Genomic DNA, 21,046 nt, shown 5'->3' on the forward strand with positions numbered 1-21,046 from the left:
GCCCGGTGAGGAGGTGTGTGTTGGTTACACCAAGCGCGGGCAAAAAGGAAACGGCGCAATGGGCGGAGATTGATCCGGCCGGCAATGAGCCGGAGGCCGCTCCTTCTCCCAGTCTACCACGTCGCTTGCGCCAGGCGGTCCTTGAGACGTGGGGCCGCGAAATCGAGGAAGGCGCGCAGCTTCACCGGCAGAAGGCCCTGGCCGGCATGCACGAGGTTCACCGGCCATGGCTGCGGCTCGAACGCCTCCAGAACCGGGCAGAGCGTGCCCGAGCGGACCGCGGCGGCGATCTGGTAGGAAAGCACCCTTGTCACGCCGACACCGGCAATCGCGGCATCGATCGCCGCTTCCGCGGTGTTGACCCGAAGCCTGGAGCGGATTGGGACAGCGCGTTCGGTCTTGCCTGCGGCAAAAGTCCAAGTGGCGGGAGAGGTCAGCCCCTCGAAGGCTATGCAGTTGTGCGCGGCAAGATCGTTCGGCGTCTTCGGTGTACCGCGTTCGGCCAGATAGGCCGGGCTCGCGCAGACGACGCGACGGATCGAGCCGACGCGGATGGCGACCAGGCTTGAATCGGGAAGCTGGCCGATGCGGATGGCGAGATCGATATGTTCCTCGATCAACTGGGTTATCCGGTCCGCAAATGTCAGGCGGATGTCCACGTCGGGGTAGGCTGCGAGGAAACCGGTGACGACCGGCAACACGTGCAGGCGGCCAAAGACGATCGGCGCGGTGACGATCAATTCGCCGGTCGGCGTGCTGTATTCGCCGGCGGCGGCACGCTCGGCCTCGCCGACCTCGCCCAGGATGCGGCGGCAGGCGGCGAGATAGGCTTGGCCGGCATCGGTCAGCGTCAGCCGCCGCGTCGAGCGGTTCAGGAGACGCGTGTTCAGGTGCCGCTCCAGATCGGAGACCTTGCGGCTGACCGTTGCGAGTGGCATGCCGAAATGGCGCCCCGCGGCCGAAAGGCTCCCGGTCTCCGCGGCGGCGACGAAAAGCGACATGGCTTCGAAACGATCCATAGGTCTTCCGGAAAATGGAAGGATAGATTGCAGATATGCCATCTGCATCCGAAAGATGGAAGGTTCTATTTAGAGCGGATTATGGTTCGAGGCTTTGCCAGAAGGAGGCTTCATGAACGCCCATGCTTTCACCAGCGACGTCGCCTTTACACCGACCGTCAAGGCGATCCAGGCCCGCAAGGGCTCCCGCGAGGCCTATGCTCGTGTCGAGGAGCGCGGCGGCTGGCAGGCTGATATCACGCCCGATCTCGCCGCCTTCATCGAGGCGCAGACCAGCGTTTTCCTCTCGACGGCCAATGGCGAGGGCCAGCCCTACATCCAGCATCGAGGCGGGCCGGCCGGCTTCCTCAAGGTGCTCGACGAGCGGACGATCGGCTTCGCGGACTTCGCCGGCAACCGGCAATTCATCACCCAGGGCAATCTGGCCGACAACCCGCGCGCCTTCCTGTTCCTGATCGACTATGCGCACCGGCAGCGCATCAAGATCTGGGGCAAAGCGCGCGTGGTCGAGGACGACGCGGAACTGATGGCGAAGCTGATGCCGGAAGACTACAAGGCCAGGCCCGAACAGATCATCCTGTTCACCGTCTCGGCCTGGGATGCCAATTGCCCGCAGCACATCCCGCAACGTTTCGAAGCGGCCGACGTCGCCGCGGCGCTGGCCGAGCGGGACAAGCGTATCGAATGGCTCGAACAGGAGATCGCGCGTTTGCGCGGAGCTTAGGGGCACCACAGTCAGGAAATGATACTGTCCGCAAGCCGGACTGTGGCTCAGTTGCCCGGCGTTGCCTCGGCCAACGCGATGCCGTCAGGCGTTGGCTTCACCGGCACGATGCCGCGTGCCAGCGCCAGCAGATACTTGTTGTATTCGGTGAACAGCACGCGCAATGCCCGCGGCTTGGTCAGCCAGCCGCCATTGTCGAGATTGGTGTTGACCACCGGATAGGGCTCAAGCTTGGCGCCATGCAAGAGCCTGCCCATCTCCAGCAGGCTGCGCGGCATGTGATAGTTGTTGGTGACGAGGATCACGGTGCCATAGGCGTGGTCCTCCACCCATTTGGCGCTCTCCTCGGCATTGCCGATCGTGTCGAGCGCGGCGCGGTCGATGTCGACGCAACAGGAAAACAGTTTCTTGTCGCCGCCGGTCGCGGCCTGAAGCTGGCGGCGGCTGGCGGATGGATGCACGCCGCTGATCAGCAACCGCTCGCCCTTGCCCGACGCAAGCAGGTTGATCGCCGCATCAAGACGCGATTGGCCGCCGGTCAAGACGATGATGGCATCGGCCTTCGCCGGATTGGCAGGCGTCGTCAGATGACTGACGGTATTGGCAAACAGAGCAAAGCCGCCGACAAAAACCGCCATCAGCCCGAGCAGGGAAAAGGCGCAGACACGGATAATGGAATTTAGCCGGCCAAATTTGCCAAAACCACGCGAAGGCATGACCAGAACTGGCATGCGTCCAGCCGTATCGATCGAGTCCCTCGCGTCCATCATCTCATGGTTAACCCCGAATTGCGGCCTTTGGTAGGTCGAAATCGCACTTTGCGTTACGGCAGGTTTTCATCCGTGATCGATCCTTTTGCGCAAGTCGTCGTCTCAAAACCGGTTTCCATTTCGGCCAGCATGCATTAGCCGCCGTCCGGCTGGCGAACATCGATGTCGCTGAGATAGGCAACGACGGTGACATGGGAGGTTGCCGCCGTCAGCGCGCCGATGATCAGCACCATCAGGGCGACGCCGAAATAGCCTGCCGAACCGATGGCGAAATTGCCGAACAGGGCAGTCGCCTGGTCCGCCTGCGGCGTCGCCATGTTGCGCGACGACCACCATGAGAAGACGATGAAGACAAGTATCGCCGCCGCACCGCCGGCGGCCGCGCCCTTCATGCCGGTGACCAGGAAATGCTGGCGGAATTCGCGGGCGATGAAGCGCGCCTCGGCGCCGACGAAATGCAGCACCTCGATGATGTGGCCATTGCCGGCCATGGCGCCGCGCGTGGCGAACACCACGGTTAGCACGGTTGCCGACAGCATCAGTGCCAGCACGGCGATGCCGATGGTCACCGTGGTGCGGGCCATGGCCACCAGACGATCGACCCAGGTGCGATGGTCGTCGAGGGACGCACTCGGCAGCTTCGGCGTGATCGCCGCGCGCATGGCGGCGAAGTCGGGTGGGTTGTTCTCGTCGATGGTGACGATGACCAGACGCGGCACCGGCAGTTCATCGATGTTGAGACCCGTGCCCAGCCACGGCTCCAAAAGCCGTGCCGTGGCGTCGCGGTCGATGATCCTTGTGGCCTTGACGCCCGGGAATTCGCCGGCGATCCCGGAGGCCTGGGCAAGGGCTGCCTCCATGTCGAGACCCTCGACCGGCTTGATCTGGATCGTCGCCTCGCGCGAAATCTGGTTCTCCCAGACCGAGGCGGTGTCGCGCACCAGCGTCACCGCGCCGAAGGTCAGGCAGGTGAGGAACGTCATGATGGCGATGACCAGCAGCAGCGCCCGGCCGGCGATGTTCTGCGCCGGCACGATCGGCGCCATCTTGCGCTGGGCGCGGGGTTTTATCCCGGCCTCTTCGATGCCCCGGTCCTGGAGATGTTCGGCGGGAAGGTCAGTCATAGATATCCAGCCTTCCGCCGGCCAGGATCATGCGCCGAGCGTCGACCTGCTCCATCAGGCCGAGGTCGTGCGTTGCGATCACCACGGCGGTGCCGAGACGGTTGAGTTCGATAAACAGCCTGAGCAGGCGTCGCGCCAATGGCGGGTCGACATTGCCGGTCGGCTCGTCGGCCAGCAGGATCTCGGGCTGCTCGATCAGCGCCCTGGCGATGGCGGCCCGCTGCTTCTCGCCACCCGACAGCACCGGCGGCAGCACATGCATGCGTTCGCCAAGGCCGACCCATTTCAGCAATTCGGTGACGTCGGTGCGGTAGCTCATCTCCTCGCGCCCGCGCACGCGCAGCGGCAAGGCCACATTCTCGTAGGTCGTCATGTGGTCGAGCAGCCGAAAATCCTGGAACACCACGCCGATGCGGCGCCTGAGATGCGGCAGTTCGGCGCGCGAGATGCGCGAGCGGTCCTTGCCGAAAATGGTGATCAGCCCGCGTGTCGGCTTGAGCGACATGAACAAAAGCCGCAGCAGCGTCGTCTTGCCGGCGCCCGAAGGCCCGCTCAGGAACTGGAAGGAACGCTCCGGTATGTGCAGGGAAATGTCGCGGAGGATTTCCGGACCCATGCCATAGCGGAGGCCGACATTTTCGAAGCGGATCACGTTCGACGACCTGAAACTTGCGGTGGCGAAACGCCAGCCTTTTCCTGGGAAAGACCATCGGCCGGCATGGTTAACCCTTGGTTAATTTTCGGTGTTTTTCGGTTCGTCACAGAGGTTCCGGTGGGGAAGCGTTAACCATTTCCATTTACGCAAAAGAAACGAAGAGCGAACAAGTGGTGTAGTGCTGGCCATGATGGCTGAGGATCGAACCGCGCGCCCGGTTTCCGGCGAAATCATGGCGGATATGGCCGTCATGCCGGAACGCGTCATGCGTGGTCCAGCCAGTGACATTGTCGAAGCCGACTACGAAGTCCTGCCCCGCACTGCCCCTGATGTCGATCCTTCACCCCCGCCTTCGCGCGTGATCGACACGCCATCGATCGAAGGCATGGACATGCTGCGCAAGGCCGAAGCCGCCGCGGAGCGTCCGCTGGCGTCGCGCGGCGGGCCGATCTTCTGGATTGCCGGCCTCAGCGCTGCCTTTGCGGCCTTTTGGGTCTCGGGTGGCCACGCGCTGGTGCGGCATGCGCCCTTCTGGGCTGTTGAACAGCCGGGCGGTGTCGCGTTCAGCATTTCCGGCGTTACCTCCCGCGTCGATGCGTCAGGCTCCGATCCGGTGCTGCTTGTCAATGCCGAGGCGAGCAATGACGGGACGAAGGCTGCGCAATTGCCATCACTGGAAATCCGGATCACCGGCAATGACGGGCGCATCACTCGCTACACGCTGGGGACATCCAATCGTCGGCTGGCGCCCGGCGAAAGATTTGGCTTTTCCAGCCGGCTCGACGTGCCTAGAAACGGGCTCAAGACCGTCTCGGTCGCCTTCGCCAACTAGGGCGATCATTTCTGGAAAGGCAGCCAATGCCAGTCGTGCGCGGCAAGGACATCGAGGTTTTGTTTTCGGCTTCGGCGATTGCCCGCCGGAATCTGGAACTGGCCAAGGAGATAGCGGGGCGCGACTATCAGGACCTTCTGGTGATTTCGGTGCTGAAAGGGTCGTTCATCTTCGCCGCCGATCTCATCCGCGCCATGCACGATGTCGGCCTGTCTCCCGAGGTGGAATTCATCTTCATCTCCAGCTACGGCGCCGGCACCAGCAGCGGCGAGGTGAGGGTGCTGCGCGACATTGACAATGAGGTCGCCGGCCGCGACGTGCTGTTGATCGACGACATTCTCGAATCCGGCAAGACCTTGTCCTTCACCCGCGACCTGATGCTGTCGCGCGGCGCCAGAAGCTGCGCCATCGCTGTGTTGCTCGATAAGTACATGCGTCGCCAGACCGCGCTCAAGGCCGATTATGTCGGCTTCGACTGTCCCGACTATTTCGTCGTCGGCTACGGCATGGATGTCGCCCACGCCTTTCGTGAGCTGCCGTTCGTCGGCGTCGTCAAAGGCGACGCCTAATTTATTTCTGATGCCGTTCGCGGTTCAGGAAAAGTCAACTTTTCCTCGCCAAGTATTCGCGCCATGGCAAAACTCCTGATTGTCGAGGACGATGAGTCCGTTCGCACTCTCGCGACCCGCGCGCTCGAACGCGCCGGGCATGTGATCGACATTGCCGCCGATGGCGCGCAAGGGCTTGCCCTGATCCGCGCCGCATCTGGCGGCTACGACCTGGTCCTGTCCGATATCCGCATGCCGGAGATGGATGGCATCGAGATGGCCAAGGCGTCGGCCGCTCTCTTCCCGGCGATGAAGATCATGCTGATGACCGGCTATGCCGACCAGCGCGAGCGCGCCGAGGAACTGAACGGCATCATTCGCGACGTCGTCCAGAAACCGTTCACGCTGGCCGAAATCCGCGCGCGTGTCGAACAGGCGCTTGCCTGCTTCGCCTGATCGGGTTCATGCAGGGTCGCAGGTCGCCGCGATTGCCGGTTCGCCGGTCCGGCGCCGGCTGGCGTTGAGCGCGAACAGACCGGCGCCGATGATGAGGGCCGCGCCGATGACGGTGGTCGATCGCGGCACTTCGGCAAAGAACAGGAAGCCCCACAGCGGCGTCCAGATGATGCCGGTGTATTCGAAGGTGGCGACGCTGTTGGCGGGCGCCAGCCGGTAAGCCTGCGACAACAGGATCATACCGGCCGAGGCGACGAAGCCGCAGGCGGCCATCTTCAGGAAATCGATCGGCGTCGGCCAGATCCATGGCCTGACCAGGAACTCCAGGCTCGGATGTGTGGCGTGACCTATCCCGGCCAGCCAGAACAGCCCGGCGACCACTGCCGCGCCAAAGAGGTAGACGCCGTTTTGGTAGAACGCCATGACCGTGGACGATTCGGTGTCGCCGATCTTGCGGGCCATCAATTGCGAAAAGCCGTAAAGCATCGCCGAGGCCAGCGACAGCAGCGCCGCCCAGTCGAACAGCCCGGCACCGGGCCGCAGCATCACCAGCACGCCGAGCATCCCGACCATGACGGTGACCAGCGTCTGCCACGCCACCCGTTCGCCGAGATAAGGGCCGGCGAGCGCCATGATGAACAGCGGTGCCATGAAATAGAGAGCGACCGCGTCGGCAAGCGGCAGAGCGGCGATCGCCAGATAGTATACCGTGTAGGAGGTGAACAGGATGAAGGCGCGCATCGTCAGCATGCGAAATCGCTTCGAAAAGATCGCCTTGAGCCCGACGTCGGCATGAACGAGCACGAGAAGAATCGGCAGGGCGACGATCGAGCGGATCGCCATCACCTCGGTCACCGGATAAGTGCCCGATACGGCCTTGATCAGCGGGTCCTGGAGCGAGAAGACCAGCACGCCGAGGCAAAGGCTTGCCATGCCGAGGACGATCCGGTTCTGCATGCGATTTCACAGGCTCCTTGCGCGCGGCCTCGAAGACCGGGCCTACTTTGGGGTAAAAAGAACCCGCCACCGTTTCGGGCAGCGGGTATGAGTGAGGACTCTTCAGATTGGTCCGCGGCCGATTTCGCGGCCGCATATCCAATGGGTGGACGAACTATCGTCTCGCGTTTGACATGTTGCAAACGAATTGGAATGATGCCTGCAATCAGATTTTCTTATGGCGGATAGCATGCGGCCAACCCTCGACAGTGACCTGTTGCGCACCTTCGTCGCGGTTGCCGACACCGGCAATTTCACCAAGGCGGCCGAGCAGGCCGGCCGCACCCAGTCGGCGGTCTCGATGCAGATGAAGAAGCTGGAAAGCCTGGTCGGCGACAGCCTGTTCGAGCGCGGCTCGCGCGGCGTGGCGCTGACGCGGCGCGGCGGTGAGCTTATCGGCAACGCCCGGCGCATCGTGTCGCTGCTCGAGGAGACCGCGGCGTCGATGGCCGCGGCGCCGCTTGGCGGACCGGTGCGCATCGGCATCCCGGAAGAATATGGTCATGCCATCCTGTCGCGCGCGCTCGGCGCCTTCGCCAAGCGCCATCCTCAGGTCGAAGTTACCGTGCGCTATGCGCATTCCGGCGCCCAGATAGCGGCGCTCGCCACCGGCGAGCTCGATCTGGCGGTGGTGTTCGAATGGCAGGATCTTTCCGGCGGCGAGGTGCTGATGCAGGATCCGACCGTGTGGGTAACGTCGGAACTGCATCACATGCATGAGGAGCGCCCGGTGCCGATCGCGCTCTACAACCACGCCGGCTGGTGCAAGGATTTCGCTATCAGATCGCTGGAGCAGCGCGGTCTCGCCTATCGCGTCGCCTATACCAGCGATACCAATGGCGGCCTCAAGCTCGCCGTCACCTCCGGGCTGGCGATCGCACCGATCTCGCGCAGCAACATACCGGCCGGTTGCCGGGAACTCGCCGCCGCCGACGGGTTCGGCGACATCGATGCCTCGAATATCGTGCTGCGCCGCAACCCGAACGCCTCCGGCGAGGCCATAGACGGCATGCAAGAGGCAATCCGCGAGGCGTTCACCAACGGGTAGAGCAGAGGTGGAGGAAGTTGCTACCGGATGTTCTCGTAGAAGGTCAGCCGGTTGCCGAATGGGTCGCCGACGGTGATTTCCCTCGTCTTCCACGGCGTCTCTTCAAGCCCCGGCCTGGCGAAGCGGTAATTCCTGGTCGTCAATTCGCGGTGTAGCCTCGCAATGTCGGTCACCTCGATCCGAACGTGGGCGCCTGGCGCGCCGTCGCCGTGATGTTCGCTCAGATGCAGCACGCAGCCGTCGCGGGAAATCCCCATATAGAGGGGAGCGTTGTCGTCGAAGCGGTGCTCGAACTGCACCTCGAAACCGAGAAAGCCGACATAGAATTCATGGGCCTTGGCGATGTCGAAGATGCGCAGGATCGGGGTGACGGCGCCGAGTTTCACCATGGTGGTCTCAATGGTTCGATGCTTGGGGTGAGGGGGTGAGGGGCGTTATTTCAGCTCCAGCAGCCGCTCAAGATAGCTGCGCTCGATATCCGGGCTGAGCGCATTGCCAAGCCGCTTGCGGATCGCTTCGAGAATCTGGCGCGCGCGCTGTACGTCGATCTCGTCCGGCACCTTCACCGATTCGCCGAAATCGGGACCCTGGGTAGCGCGCGGCCGGCCGAGCGGGTCGCGGTCGGCATTCTGCTGGCGGCCGCCTTCGCCGTTGCCGCCCTGGTCGCCCTGCATGGCCTGCAATTGCTTCATCATGTCCTTGGCGCCCTTGCGCAACGCCTCCAGCGCGCGGCCCTGGTGACCGACTGCCTGATCGCCGTCGCCTTCGCCAAGCGACTGTTCGGCATTGCCCATGGATTTGCCGGCCTCGCCAAATCCCTCACTGGGCTCGAGCCCCATGCCTTCCAGGCCTTTCTTCAGCTGATCGAGGTCGCTTTGCAGCTTACCCTGACCTTCCTGCAACTGCTTCAGCGCGTCGGCGAATTCCTGCGGCGTCATCGGCTTCGGCCGGCCAAGCGGGTCGCGGTCGTCGCCTGGGCCGGGCTTGCCCTGTTCGCCCATCTGGCCCTGCTCGCCGTTCTCGCCGAGCTGCTCGTCGCGATTCTGGCCGCGCTGACGCTCGCCACGCTGCATCTGGTCCATGCGGAACGTGTCGTTCATCATCTCCTGCTGGCGCCGCATGATCTCGCCGAGCTTGTCCATCTGCTGGCGCATCTCGCTGTCCTGCTCGCCACCGCCCTGTTGCTGGCGCCCGGCCTGCAGATTGTTCATCATGTCCTGCAGTTGCGAGAGCAGTTGCTGCGCGTTGTCGCGATCGCCTGATTTCGCCAGATTCTCGATCTGGTCCATCATGCGTTCGATGTCGCTCTGGCGCAGTTCCTGGCCGTTCTGCTGCATCTGAGGCGCATTCGGATTCTGCTGCGCGCGCGCCGCGAATTCCTGCAGGAACTGGTTCATCGCCTCGCGCAGTTCCTTCATCGCCTTGTCGATTTCTTCGTCGCTGGCACCGTTCTTGATGGCATCCTGCAGCGCCTGCTGGGCCTGGCGCAGCCGCCTCTCGGCCGCCGACAGATTGCCCTCCTCGATGCCGAGCGCGATCTCCCAGAGATAAGACACTTCGTCGCGCAACTGGTCGTCGCTGTCGGCCATCTTCAGGCGGCTGCGGGCGCTCATGATGGCGAGGTAGTGAGCCATGTTGTCGAACGTGTCTTCGGGCCGAAGCGTGATCGCGTCCATCAGGTCGAGCACGCGGTCCTTGTCATTGGCGTCGAGCGCCAGCATCCGGCGCTGCTCGATCACGGCGCGGGCCAGCGGATTGGAGAAGGGCCGCTCCGGCATCACCAGCGTCTTGGTTTCGCTGGTTGCCGTATGTCCGGCATCATCGGTGGCGACAAGCGTCAGCTTGATCTTGCCGCCGGCCCAGACATGTTCGGTCAGGTCCTTCGTGGTCTTGGCGGCATTGGCCTTGCCGCCGCGGCGCGGCAAGGCCAATGGCATTTCGGGCGGGCCATAGAGCGGACGCGCATTCGGCGCCTGCGGGTCGGCCAAGGCGAAGCTCGCCTTGGCCGAGGCCGCGCCATAGTCGTCATCGATCTGGTAGTTGAGTTCGAAAGCGCCATTGGCGGCGCGCTTGGGCTCGCCGACGAAGCGGATCTGCGGCGGCTTGTCGGGGATCACCGCGAAGGCCCAGCGGCCAAGTTCGTCGTCAGCCGATTTCAGCGTCAGCGTGCCATTGGCCGTCAGCTTGCCGGTGAACTGGCGCACGGTGGAGGGCGCCATGGAGGAAGGAGGCGCCGGGTTTGCCGGCGGCTTGGCCGTCGCGGCCTGCGGGTCGATGGCGTGGGCATTGCCGCTGGCGTCGGCATAGCTCAGCGTTTCCTCGCCAGAGCCGCCAGTGACGCGCAGCGACACGTCGCTGCCTTCCGGCACGGTGAAGGCAGGCGCCGCCTGATTGACGTTGGTGGCGTTGGCGGCCGTGGAGACAGGGGCTGTAAGGAAGATCGGCGGCCTGCCGGTATAGGCTGGCGGCGTCACCCAGGCGTCGACGCGCGGCGGCACCACGTCGCGCGCCGCATTGGCGCTGAATCCGTCCGTCATGCGGCCGCCTGAGGGCCCGAATGAGAAGGCAAAAGCGGTGACGAGCAGAAGCGCCGCCACGGCGCGCAGCCCCCACGGGTCGCGCTCGGGTACGCGCGTGCGTGGCAGGTCGGCGCCGAGCCGGTCGAGTTTTTCGGCCATGCGTTTCTGGTGCTCGCGCCACAACGCCTGCGAAAAGCCGCTTTCCTTGCCGCTGGGACGGTCGGTTTGCACCAGAACCGGGCTGTGCAACAGTTGGTTGGCCGCCTCGATGCGTTGGTCGATTTCGGCGCTGGCCGGCATCCGGAAGAAACGCAAGGGGTAGAGTGCGCCAAGGGCTGCAATGGCGAACGCCGCGACCAGGCCGATGCGCGCCATGTCGGGCAGAAGGGGGAAGAGGCCGAGCCAGGAGACGCTGAGGAACAGGCTGGCAATGATGATCAGCGGCAGCAGCAACGGCCAGCCGCGCTCGACCGTCATGGAGACCCGCGTCGCCAGTCGGCTCAGGGCAAGGCGCCTGGCCAGGCTGCGATCACTGGTGAAGGTGGGTCGTTGCGTCATCGGCCCTTCCTGGTCGGGCGGGATAGCCCGAACCTCACGGGCAGAAGAATACCAACAAACACGGCGAAGGCGAGGCGGTTCCCTAAAACGTGAAGGGGATTGCAGCCATTATCGTCAGAATTTCGCCGGATTCGTGTTCGCGCCGCAGACCAGGACGGCAATACGCTCGCCCTCCGACGGCACGTAGCGGCCCGACAGGAGGGCCGCGAAGGCTGCGGCGCCGCCGGGCTCGGAGATGATTCGCACCCGGTCCCAAAGCGCGGCCTGCGCTGCGATGATGTCGTCGTCGCTGACCAGTATGGAGCGTTCGACGAAGGCCTCCGCGATCGGGAACATCTTTTCGCCGACGCGTTTGGGCGCCAGCGAATCGGCGGCGATGCCTTCGGCCGGCGCATCGACCGGCCGCCCGGCCTCGAAGGCGCGGTAAAGCGTCGGCGCGCCTTCCGGCTCGACGGCGATGATCCTGATGCGGCCGGCGAACCAGGCGGCGATGCCGCCGATCAGGCCGCCGCCGCCGACGGCGACCAGAAGCGTGTCGAGTTCAGGCAGCTCGGCTTCGATCTCGAGGCCGAGCGTGCCTTGCCCGACCAGCGTTTCCTCCTGGTTGAAGGCGTGGATCTGCAATGCGCCGGTCTTTTCGGCGAAGCTCTCGCCGGCGGCCAATGCCTCGGCATAGCGGGCGCCGCCGACAATCAGCTCGGCGCCATAGCCGCGGATACGGTCGAGCTTGGCCGGCGGGCTCACCTCGGGAACGAAGATGGTCGCCTTGTGGCCAAGCCGCATGGCAGCATAGGCGACAGCGGCGCCATGATTGCCGCCCGATGCCGCGACGACGCCGGCCTTTGGCACGGCCCGTTCGAGAAGATTGGTGAACGCGCCGCGCGCCTTGAACGAGCCGGAATGCTGCAGGCATTCGAGCTTCAGGTCGACGCCGAGAGCCGGGCGGTCGAAATCGGCCATGTCGACGCGCAGCACCGGCGTGCGGCGCACGAAGGGCCGGATGCGCATTTCCACGGCGGCGATGCGTTCGCGGGTGATATTGGTGGCATCCGGCATTGATTGCTCCCGAGGGTTGACAGTATTTAGTAACTTGGCAAAATGGCTAAATGCAAGAGGTCGATGTCTTCAAGGCGATCGCCAACGAGCGCAGGCTGCAGATCCTGGACTGGCTGAAGGAGCCGCGCGCCAATTTCCCACGCCAAGCCGATGGCGACCTGGTCGAGGACGGTGTCTGCGCGCTGCTGATCGCCGAAAAGCTCGGCATCACCCAGGCTACGCTCAGCGAGCATATGCGGGTGCTCACCCAGGCAGGGCTTCTCAGCAGTAAGCGCATCAAGCAGTGGACGTTCTATCGCCGAGATGAGGCGAAGATTGCAGAGACCAGAACCAGGATCCAGGCGCGGTTGTAGCGCCGTGGACGGTCTCTACTTCAACCAGTCAGGCACCGAATCCAGCCCGATCAGCTCGTCATAGGTCTGGCGCGGACGCACGACGTGGAAACGATCGCCGTCGACCAGCACTTCCGGCACCAGAAGCCGGGTGTTGTAGGTGCCGGCCTGCACCGCGCCATAGGCGCCGGCGGTGGCGATGGCGATGAGGTCGCCGGACTTCAGCTGGGGCAAGTCGCGGTCCAGACCGAGATAGTCGCCGGTCTCGCAGACCGGGCCGACGACATCGACCGTCATGCGCGGCGCCGCAGCCGGCTGCTGCACCACCGGCCTTATGTCGTGAAAAGCGTCGTAGAGGGTCGGCCGGATCAGATCGTTCATCGCGGCATCGACGACGAGGAAGTTCTTGGCGTCGCCTTCCTTCACGAAGATCACCTGCGAGACGAGGATACCGGCATTGCCTGATATCAGCCGGCCGGGCTCGAACATGACCTTCAGTCCGAGCCTGGTGACGTGCTTCCTGACGATCTCGGCATAAGCGTCCGGCAGGGGCGGTGGGCTGTTGTCGACGCGGTAGGGAATGCCGAGGCCGCCGCCGAGATCGATGTGCTCGATGGCGTGCCCGTCGGCGCGCAGCGTGCCGACCAGATCCACCAGCAGGGCAAAAGCGTCGTCGAAGGGCTGCAACTCGGTGATCTGGCTGCCGATATGGGTGTCGATGCCGGTGACTTTGATGCCCGGCAGCCCGGCCGCGCGGGCGTAGACCTGGCGCGCCTTCTGCCAGGGAATGCCGAACTTGTTCTCGGCCTTGCCGGTGGAGATCTTCCTGTGCGTCCTGGCATCGACATCGGGATTGATGCGCAGCGAGATCGACGCCACCTTGCCCAGTGCCACGGCGCGGGCCGATAGCAATTCCAGTTCCGGTTCGGATTCGACGTTGAAGCAGAGGATGCCGGCCGAGAGCGCAAAGTCCATTTCACGCGCGGTCTTGCCGACCCCCGAAAACAGGATCTTGTTGGCCGGAATGCCGGCGGCGAGCGCCCGGCGCAATTCGCCTTCCGAGACCACATCGGCGCCGGCGCCAAGCTTGGCCAGCGTTTTCAGCACCGCCTGGTTGGAATTCGCCTTCATGGCATAGCAGACCAGGGCGTCGAGCCCGGCAAAGGCGTCAGCGAAGACGCGAAAGTGCCTGGTCAGCGTCGCCGTCGAATAGCAGTAGAAAGGCGTGCCGACGCTGGCCGCGATATCTGAAATCGCCACATCCTCGGCATGCAGCACGCCGTCGCGGTAGTCGAAATGGTTCACGAGAGTGGTTCCGGAAGTTGGAGCGCGATGAGATCGGCTGATCTCATCGGCTCTAGAGCAGCGGGTCGAGAATGAACTTCTTGTCCTCGACCGGTTTTTCCGGCTCCGGCGGAAGCGGCTGCTTGGCCTTTTCGGCGTCCTTGCGGGCCTGCACGGCAGCCTCGTAGGGCGTGTCGAGACCGGCCTTCCTGCCGCAGGCCGTAACGGTCACTATGGCCGCGAGCAGCGTCAGCGTCACCAAAATCCTGCTTGCGGTCATCGATCCATCCGTCCGAAACTTTTGCGTGCTGCCGCTTCTAGCCGAGTTTTCAGTGCATTGCACCTTGGCTCAAGCTTTGGCCAGCCGCTTTTTCCAATAGCGTATCTGCTTGCGGACTTCCGACGGGGCAGTGCCACCGAAACTCGTGCGGCTCTTCACCGAATTCTGCACGGCAAGCACCGAAAAGATATCGGCCGTGATGCCAGGGTGAATGGATTGCAAATCCTGCAGGGAAAGCTTGTCGAGCCCGACCTTCTTCTCCTCGGCCAGCGCCACGGCGCGGCCGGTGACGTGATGCGCCTCGCGGAAGGGCAGGCCGAGGGTGCGCACCAGCCAGTCGGCAAGATCGGTGGCCGTGGAATGGCCGGCGCCGGCCGCCTTTTTCATCGCGGCGGCGTTGACCGTCATGTCGCGCACCATGCCGGTCATCGCCGCCAGCATCAGGTCGAGCGTCTCGGCGGCGTCGAACACGGATTCCTTGTCTTCCTGCATGTCCTTGCCATAGGTCAGCGGCATGCCCTTCATCACCGTCAGCAGGCCGACAAGATGGCCGGTGACGCGGCCGGTCTTGCCGCGCACCAGTTCGGCGGCGTCGGGGTTCTTCTTCTGCGGCATGATCGAGGAGCCGGTGGAAAATGAGTCCGACAGCCTGACGAAGCCGAATTGCGGCGTCGACCAGATTATGATCTCTTCGGCCAGCCGCGACAGATGCGTGGCGCAGATCGCCGCGATTGCCAGGAACTCAAGCGCGAAATCGCGGTCCGAAACGCTGTCCAGAGAATTGCGCATCGGCTCGCGGAAGCCGAGATCCTTCGCCGTCTTGTGCCGGTCGATGGGGAAGCTGGTGCCGGCGAGGGCTGCCGCGCCCAGCGGGCTTTCGTCCATCCGTTCGATGGCATCGCGAACGCGCGACAAATCGCGCGAGAACATCTCGACATAGGCCATGCAGTGATGGCCGAAGGTGACCGGCTGCGCCGCCTGCATGTGGGTGAAGCCCGGCATGACCGTCGCCGCATGCTCTTCCGCCCGCTCCAGAAAGGCCGCGATCAGGCCTTTCAGCGCCTCGGCGACGCGCAAGCATTCGTCCTTGACCCAGAGCCGCAGGTCGACCGCCACCTGGTCGTTGCGCGAGCGGGCGGTGTGCAGGCGGCCGGCTGCCGGGCCGATCAGCTCGGCAAGGCGGGCCTCGACATTCATGTGAATGTCCTCCAGCCGGGTCGAGAACTCGAACGTGCCGGCTTCGATCTCTGTCAGGATCGTGTTCAGCCCGTGAGCGATTTTTTCTTGATCGGCTGCCGAAATAATGCCCGTTTCAGCCAACATCTCGCTATGGGCGATCGAACCTCTGATGTCCTGCGCGTAGAGTTTGCGGTCGAACGAGATCGACGCGTTGATCGCTTCCATGATCGCGGCCGGACCCGAGGCAAAACGTCCGCCCCACATCTGGTTGCTGGCCTTCTTGTCGCTCATCGCTATAACCCGTGCTCCGGAGCAGTTTTAAGACATGGCAGACGGCAATAAATTCTTCCCGGCCCCGCGCCTCATCCTCGCCGCCCTGGTGGCGGGCGTGCTGGCCGGCGCGGTCGCGGTATATGTCAGCGAGAGCGGTTCTGGCAACAACGCACCCGTTCAGGTCGCCGCTGGCGACAGCAAGGACGACGTCGCCTGCGCCGCCAAGGCCGACCGCGCCAAGAAGGTCGCCGCGGCCGCCACCGGCCAGGTCGCGGCTCTCTTGCCGGCTGACCCGCCGCAATCGCTGAAAAATCTTGCCTTCAATGGCCCCGACGGCAAGCCGATGACGCTCGCCGATCACGCCGGCAAGACGGTGCTGCTCAATCTGTGGGCGACATGGTGCGCGCCCTGCCGCGCCGAAATGCCGGCGCTCGATGCGCTGCAAAAGGACAAGGGCAGCGACGCCTTCCAGGTCGTCGCCGTCAATGTCGATGCCGGCGACGATGCCAAGCCGAAGAAGTTCCTCAGGGATATCGGCGTTGAAGATCTCGGATTCTACCGCGATGCGACAATGGCGCTGTTCAACGATGTCAAGACACGCGGTCTGGCACTTGGCCTTCCCGTCACCATGCTGATTGATGGCGAAGGCTGCCTGATCGCGCATATGAACGGCCCAGCCGAATGGTCGAGCCCGGATGCCAAGCGGCTCATTGAAACTGCGCTCAACGCGCCGGACTAGGAATTCGCCCTATCGGGCCGGGGGCCAGCGCGGCGAGGATCTGCCCTCAACCGTGGTTTCGTCGACTGATAAGCCGGCTTGTCATCTCCCGTCGGGTGTCTTCTTTCGGAAGCGGACGCTATTTTAGACAGAACTGAAGTGCATCGATCCGCAACAAAATCGTTGTCCGATCGGTAGGAGCGGCACATATTGCCTTTGCGGGAGCGCTCCTTTCGCCAATGATAAACGGGAGATGAAACATGAAGTTGTTCGGCTTCGCGGCCGGTGTCGCCGCCACCTTGACGCTGCTTTCCACCACCTCCGCATTTGCCGTGACGCAGATCAGCTGGTGGCACGCCATGACCGGCGCCAATGCGGAGGTCGTCGACAAGATTTCCAAGGATTTCAACGCCAGCCAGAGCGACTATGAGCTCGTGCCGGTGTTCAAGGGCACCTATCCCGAGACGCTGAATGCCGGCATTGCCGCCTTTCGTGCCGGGCAGGCGCCCGACATCATCCAGGTGTTCGACGTCGGTACCGGCGTAATGATGGGTGCGGAAGGCGCGATCAAGCCGGTGGCGGATGTGATGACGAGTGCCGGGATGACCTTCGACAAGAGCCAGTATCTGCCGGGCATCGTCGGCTATTATTCGAAGCCGGATGGCACCATGCTGTCTTTTCCCTACAATTCCTCCTCGCCGATCCTCTACTACAACAAGGATATCTTCCAAAAGGCGGGTCTCGACGTGAACAATCCGCCCAAGACCTGGAACGAGGTTTGGGAGGATGCCAAGAAGATCAAGGCCAGCGGGGCTGCCCCTTGCGGCTACACGTCGACCTGGCTGACCTGGATTCACCTGGAGAATTTTGCCGCGTGGAACGATGTCTCCTGGGCCACGCAGCAGAATGGGCTGGCAGGCGGGGATGTCGAACTCAAGATCAATGCACCGATTTTCGTCAACCACTTCCAGGCGTTGGCGGACCTCGCCAAGGATGGAACGTTCAAGTATGGCGGGCGCACCTCCGAAGCCAAGCAGATCTTCCTCGCCGGCGAATGCGGAATCATGACTGAATCCTCCGGCGGCCTTGGCGACATCGTCAAGTCCGGTATGAACTACGGCATCGGCCAACTGCCCTATGACAGTGATGCCAAGGGCGCTCCGCAGAACACGACGCCGGGCGGCGCCAGCCTCTGGGTTTTCGGCAACAAGTCGGACGAGGAGTACAAGGGGATCGCCGCCTTCTTTGCTTATCTGTCGAAGACCGATGTGCAGGAATATCTGCACCAGAAGTCGGGTTATCTGCCGGTGACGCTCGCTGCTTACGAGGCGACCAAGAAATCCGGCTTCTATGACAAGAACCCCGGGCGCGAGACACCAATCCTGCAAATGACAGGCAAGGCGCCAACCGAAAACTCGAAGGGCGTTCGCTTGCCGAATTTGCCGCAGGTGCGCGACATCCAGAATGAGGAGTTCGAGAAGATGCTGGCCGGCCAGGAAAGCGCCCAGCAAGCGCTCGACAATGCGGTCACGCGCGGCAACGCCGCGATCAAGGAAGCCCTCGGGAACTGACGCTTCCCATCGATTAGCCGGCTAGAAAATCGCTCGCGAACCGTTCGCGGGCGATTCCTGAACAGCGAGGGTATCAGCCTGTCTCCACGCGTCGTCTTTCCGAACAAGATCCTGCCGTATCTTTTGGTGGCGCCTCAGCTCGCAATCACCCTGGTGTTTTTCTATTGGCCGGCCGGGCAGGCGCTTCGCCAGTCGATGCTGAGGGAAGATCCTTTCGGACTGAAGAGCAAATTTGTCGGCTTGGCGAATTTCCGAAAGGTGCTGGCCGATCCGGCCTATCTCAATTCGATCAAGGTCACGGTGGTTTTCTCGCTGGCGACAGCGATCGTCGCCATGGGCGTGGCGCTGCTGCTTGCCGTGATGGCGGAGAAAGTGGTGCGCGGCAAAGGTCTCTATCGGACGCTGATGATCTGGCCTTACGCGGTAGCCCCGGCCATTGCCGGCATGCTGTGGCTGTTCCTGTTCAATCCGTCGATCGGCTCGCTGGCCTATTTGCTGAGAAATCTCGGTATTGCCTGGGACCCCGTGCTCAACGGCACCCACGCCATGATCCTGCTGGTGTCGGCCGCGGCCTGGAAGCAGATCAGCTACAACTTCCTGTTCTTCGTCGCCGGCCTGCAGGCGGTGCCGAAAACGCTGATCGAGGCGGCGGCCATGGACGGCGCGCGCGAGACCAAGCGCTTCTGGACGATCGTCTTCCCGCTGCTTGCGCCGACGACCTTTTTCCTGCTGGTCGTCAATACCGTCTATGCCCTGTTCGATACGTTCGGCATCGTCCACGCGGTGACCGGCGGCGGGCCGGGCAAGACGACCGAGACGCTCGTCTACAAGGTCTACAACGATGGTTTCGTCAATCTGATCCTCGGCGATTCCGCGGCACAGTCCGTCATCCTGATGGCCATAGTCATTGCGCTTACGGCCATCCAGTTCCGCTATGTGGAACGCAAAGTCCACTACGGCTGAGGGCAGCGATGATCGGCCAGTCCCCGCTTCGCACCTTCATCGCCCATGCCGTGCTCATCCTCGGCATACTGATCGTCGCTTTTCCGATCTACTACACCTTCGTTGCCTCGACACACACGCTGCAAACGATCCTCAGGCCGCCGCTGCCGCTCTTGCCCGGCGACCAGCTCTGGAACAATTACAGCGAGGCGCTGTTTGGCGGCATTGGACGCATCGGCGGTGTCAGCGTCGGCAGGCTGCTCCTCAACACCACGATCATGGCGCTCGGCGTTGCGGTGGGAAAGATCTTCATCTCGATCCTGTCGGCATACGCGATCGTTTTCTTCCGCTTTCCGCTGCGCATGACCTTCTTCTGGCTGATCTTCATCACCTTGATGCTGCCCGTGGAGGTCCGTATCCTGCCGACTTACAAAGTGATGGTCGATCTCGGCATGATCGACACCTATGCGGGCCTGATCATCCCGTTGATCGCCTCGGCCACCGCAACGCTGCTGTTCCGCCAGTTCTTCATGACCATTCCGGGTGAACTGGTCGAAGCGGCGCGGATTGACGGCGCCGGGCCTTGGCGGTTCTTCTTCGATATTCTCCTGCCGCTGTCGCGCACCAACATCGCGGCGCTGTTCGTCATCCTCTTCATCTATGGCTGGACGCAGTATCTGTGGCCGTTGCTCGTTACCAACAGCAACGACATGAACACCATCGTCATCGCCCTGAGAAAGATGGTGTCCTTCGCCGACGCCGACACCCAATGGCATCTGGTCATGGTCACGGCGATGCTGGCCATCGTGCCGCCGATCCTGGTGGTGGTGCTGATGCAGCGCTGGTTCGTGCGCGGCCTGGTCGATTCCGAAAAGTGAGAGGCTGATGGCTACTGTCGATCTGAGGGACGTGAAGAAGGTCTATCCCGGCGGGGTCGAAGCGGTGAAGGGCGTTTCCATCGCCATTCCTGATAAAGAGCTCTGCGTGCTGGTCGGTCCATCCGGCTGCGGCAAGTCCACCCTTCTCAGAATGATCGCCGGGCTGGAGACCATTTCCGCCGGCACGGTCGCCATCGACGGCAAGGTGGTCAACACAATCGGTCCGACCGAGCGCGACATCGCCATGGTGTTTCAGAACTACGCGCTGTACCCGCATATGAAGGTCTATGACAACATGGCCTATGGGCTGCGTAACCGTGGCACGCCGAAGGCCGAGATCGACAGCAGGGTGTGTTCGACGGCCAAGGTGCTGGAGCTTTCGGCGCTGCTCGACCGCCGCCCGCGCGAGCTGTCTGGCGGCCAGCGCCAGCGTGTCGCCATGGGTCGCGCGATTGTGCGCAATCCGAAGGTCTTCCTGTTCGACGAACCACTTTCCAACCTTGACGCCAAATTGCGCGGCCAGATGCGGGTCGAGATCAAGAATTTGCAGCGCACCCTTGGCGTTACCTCTGTCTATGTCACTCACGACCAGCTTGAGGCGATGACGTTGGCCGACATCCTCGTTGTCATGAACGCCGGCTTGGTCGAGCAGATGGGCGCGCCGCTCGATATCTACGAGAAACCGGCATCGACCTTCGTTGCCTCCTTCATAGGCGCGCCGCCGATGAATCTTCTGGAGCTGGCTGGAGGATCCTCGGGGCCAATATTGGCCGACGGCACGGCGATCGGCTTCGCACCTCCCGCAACAAACGCCGCGACACTCGGTTTTCGCCCGGAAGATGCCGATGTCACCTTCAATGCGGAGGCGCCGCCCAGAGCGCTCGTTTTGCCGGCGACAGTCGAGGCGGTCGAACCAGTGGGCGCCGAAAGTTTCCTTCATTGTGCGGCAGGCGGTAGCCGCATCGTGGTGCGTGTTGCCGGCCGCGCCACGGCCAAGCCCGGCGACCAGTTGCGCGTCGTGGCCAGGGCCGAAAAACTGCACTGGTTCGACGCCGTGGGAAAGCGGGTCGGCTGAAGCATCTTTCGTGCTTTGGTGCTGATACGCACCCGTGCCCCGTCAGCGCAAATGCTTGCGAGGCCGGCGCAGACGGCAGTTCCAACACGCCCATCCATCCAGACATTTGGATTGCGCCATACGAAGCGGCGGAATCGTAATCTGGCGTCACGGCGCTCGGCTTTCCACAGGGCCGCGAGGGACAGCAGAACTGTCACATACCTTCTCTA

General features: G+C 63.2%; 22 protein-coding genes. 11 read left to right on the top strand and 11 right to left on the bottom strand.

Annotated features, from left to right (window positions below):
- Positions 1–113 precede the first annotated feature (113 nt).
- Positions 114–1,019: a LysR family transcriptional regulator gene (locus CN311_RS11050; protein WP_097573640.1), complete on the bottom strand. Its 906-nt coding sequence runs from the start codon at positions 1,017–1,019 to the stop codon at positions 114–116.
- A gap of 112 nt (positions 1,020–1,131) precedes the next feature.
- Here CN311_RS11050 and CN311_RS11055 point away from each other — a divergent pair, with 112 nt between their 5' ends.
- On the top strand, positions 1,132–1,743 hold the full coding sequence (locus CN311_RS11055) for a pyridoxamine 5'-phosphate oxidase family protein (protein WP_097573642.1): 612 nt from the start codon (positions 1,132–1,134) through the stop codon (positions 1,741–1,743).
- A gap of 47 nt (positions 1,744–1,790) precedes the next feature.
- Here the strand turns inward: CN311_RS11055 and CN311_RS11060 are convergent, their stop codons facing one another.
- The 3 genes from CN311_RS11060 to ftsE form a co-directional block, all read right to left on the bottom strand.
- Positions 1,791–2,513: a YdcF family protein gene (locus tag CN311_RS11060; protein WP_097573644.1), complete on the bottom strand. Its 723-nt coding sequence runs from the start codon at positions 2,511–2,513 to the stop codon at positions 1,791–1,793.
- 134 nt (positions 2,514–2,647) lie between these two features.
- The gene (locus CN311_RS11065) at positions 2,648–3,637 is read right to left on the bottom strand and encodes a cell division protein FtsX (protein WP_097573646.1); all 990 of its coding nucleotides are present in this window, start codon (positions 3,635–3,637) and stop codon (positions 2,648–2,650) included.
- On the bottom strand, positions 3,630–4,289 hold the full coding sequence (gene ftsE, locus CN311_RS11070) for a cell division ATP-binding protein FtsE (protein ID WP_006328438.1): 660 nt from the start codon (positions 4,287–4,289) through the stop codon (positions 3,630–3,632). Before ftsE ends, CN311_RS11065 begins: the two co-directional genes overlap by 8 nt.
- 190 nt (positions 4,290–4,479) lie before the next feature.
- On the opposite strand from ftsE, the gene CN311_RS11075 reads away from it, so the two are divergent.
- From CN311_RS11075 to CN311_RS11085, 3 genes are all read left to right on the top strand, one after another.
- On the top strand, positions 4,480–5,124 hold the full coding sequence (locus tag CN311_RS11075) for a hypothetical protein (RefSeq protein ID WP_097573727.1): 645 nt from the start codon (positions 4,480–4,482) through the stop codon (positions 5,122–5,124).
- A gap of 26 nt (positions 5,125–5,150) precedes the next feature.
- Positions 5,151–5,693 carry a hypoxanthine phosphoribosyltransferase gene (gene hpt, locus CN311_RS11080; protein ID WP_097573648.1) on the top strand — a complete coding sequence of 181 codons (543 nt, stop codon included), beginning with the start codon at positions 5,151–5,153 and terminating at the stop codon, positions 5,691–5,693.
- A gap of 63 nt (positions 5,694–5,756) precedes the next feature.
- A complete protein-coding gene (locus tag CN311_RS11085; RefSeq protein ID WP_165779661.1) occupies positions 5,757–6,128 on the top strand; it encodes a response regulator in 372 nt (123 codons plus the stop codon).
- A 6-nt stretch (positions 6,129–6,134) separates the two neighbouring features.
- Here CN311_RS11085 and CN311_RS11090 read toward each other — a convergent pair whose 3' ends face one another.
- On the bottom strand, positions 6,135–7,085 hold the full coding sequence (locus CN311_RS11090; protein WP_097573651.1) for a DMT family transporter: 951 nt from the start codon (positions 7,083–7,085) through the stop codon (positions 6,135–6,137).
- A 229-nt stretch (positions 7,086–7,314) separates the two neighbouring features.
- Here CN311_RS11090 and CN311_RS11095 point away from each other — a divergent pair, with 229 nt between their 5' ends.
- On the top strand, positions 7,315–8,172 hold the full coding sequence (locus CN311_RS11095; RefSeq protein WP_097573729.1) for a LysR family transcriptional regulator: 858 nt from the start codon (positions 7,315–7,317) through the stop codon (positions 8,170–8,172).
- 20 nt (positions 8,173–8,192) lie between these two features.
- On the opposite strand, the gene CN311_RS11100 is transcribed toward CN311_RS11095, so the two are convergent.
- From CN311_RS11100 to CN311_RS11110, 3 genes are all read right to left on the bottom strand, one after another.
- Complete coding sequence (locus CN311_RS11100; protein WP_097573653.1) at positions 8,193–8,561, bottom strand: glyoxalase superfamily protein; 369 nt, start codon at positions 8,559–8,561, stop codon at positions 8,193–8,195.
- 45 nt (positions 8,562–8,606) lie between these two features.
- Entirely contained in the window at positions 8,607–11,249 is a 2,643-nt protein-coding gene (locus CN311_RS11105) for a TIGR02302 family protein (protein WP_097573655.1), read from the bottom strand.
- A gap of 114 nt (positions 11,250–11,363) precedes the next feature.
- Entirely contained in the window at positions 11,364–12,305 is a 942-nt protein-coding gene (locus CN311_RS11110; RefSeq protein ID WP_097573657.1) for a threonine/serine dehydratase, read from the bottom strand.
- A gap of 50 nt (positions 12,306–12,355) precedes the next feature.
- Between CN311_RS11110 and CN311_RS11115 the strand changes: the two genes are divergently transcribed.
- Positions 12,356–12,658, top strand: a complete 303-nt coding sequence (locus tag CN311_RS11115; protein WP_097573659.1) for an ArsR/SmtB family transcription factor — start codon at positions 12,356–12,358, stop codon at positions 12,656–12,658.
- A gap of 15 nt (positions 12,659–12,673) precedes the next feature.
- On the opposite strand, the gene lysA is transcribed toward CN311_RS11115, so the two are convergent.
- The 3 genes from lysA to argH all read right to left on the bottom strand — a co-directional run bounded on the left by lysA (position 12,674) and on the right by argH (position 15,671).
- Entirely contained in the window at positions 12,674–13,942 is a 1,269-nt protein-coding gene (gene lysA, locus CN311_RS11120; RefSeq protein WP_097573661.1) for a diaminopimelate decarboxylase, read from the bottom strand.
- A gap of 52 nt (positions 13,943–13,994) precedes the next feature.
- Complete coding sequence (locus CN311_RS11125) at positions 13,995–14,201, bottom strand: lipoprotein (protein WP_097573663.1); 207 nt, start codon at positions 14,199–14,201, stop codon at positions 13,995–13,997.
- A gap of 69 nt (positions 14,202–14,270) precedes the next feature.
- Complete coding sequence (gene argH / locus CN311_RS11130) at positions 14,271–15,671, bottom strand: argininosuccinate lyase (RefSeq protein WP_097573665.1); 1,401 nt, start codon at positions 15,669–15,671, stop codon at positions 14,271–14,273.
- Positions 15,672–15,705: 34 nt separating this feature from the next.
- On the opposite strand from argH, the gene tlpA reads away from it, so the two are divergent.
- From tlpA to CN311_RS11155, 5 genes are all read left to right on the top strand, one after another.
- Positions 15,706–16,392 carry a thiol:disulfide interchange protein TlpA gene (tlpA, locus tag CN311_RS11135; RefSeq protein ID WP_097573667.1) on the top strand — a complete coding sequence of 229 codons (687 nt, stop codon included), beginning with the start codon at positions 15,706–15,708 and terminating at the stop codon, positions 16,390–16,392.
- Between the two features lie 239 nt (positions 16,393–16,631).
- Positions 16,632–17,942, top strand: coding sequence for a sn-glycerol-3-phosphate ABC transporter substrate-binding protein UgpB (gene ugpB, locus CN311_RS11140; RefSeq protein ID WP_097573669.1), 1,311 nt, complete (start codon positions 16,632–16,634; stop codon positions 17,940–17,942).
- Positions 17,943–18,020: 78 nt separating this feature from the next.
- Positions 18,021–18,905 carry a sn-glycerol-3-phosphate ABC transporter permease UgpA gene (gene ugpA, locus CN311_RS11145; RefSeq protein ID WP_097573671.1) on the top strand — a complete coding sequence of 295 codons (885 nt, stop codon included), beginning with the start codon at positions 18,021–18,023 and terminating at the stop codon, positions 18,903–18,905.
- A gap of 8 nt (positions 18,906–18,913) precedes the next feature.
- Positions 18,914–19,762, top strand: a complete 849-nt coding sequence (ugpE, locus tag CN311_RS11150) for a sn-glycerol-3-phosphate ABC transporter permease UgpE (RefSeq protein WP_097573673.1) — start codon at positions 18,914–18,916, stop codon at positions 19,760–19,762.
- A 7-nt stretch (positions 19,763–19,769) separates the two neighbouring features.
- The gene (locus CN311_RS11155; protein ID WP_097573675.1) at positions 19,770–20,837 is read left to right on the top strand and encodes a sn-glycerol-3-phosphate import ATP-binding protein UgpC; all 1,068 of its coding nucleotides are present in this window, start codon (positions 19,770–19,772) and stop codon (positions 20,835–20,837) included.
- The last annotated feature ends 209 nt before the right edge of the window (positions 20,838–21,046 follow it).

The organism is Mesorhizobium sanjuanii (assembly GCF_002529485.1).
Taxonomy (GTDB): domain Bacteria; phylum Pseudomonadota; class Alphaproteobacteria; order Rhizobiales; family Rhizobiaceae; genus Mesorhizobium; species Mesorhizobium sanjuanii.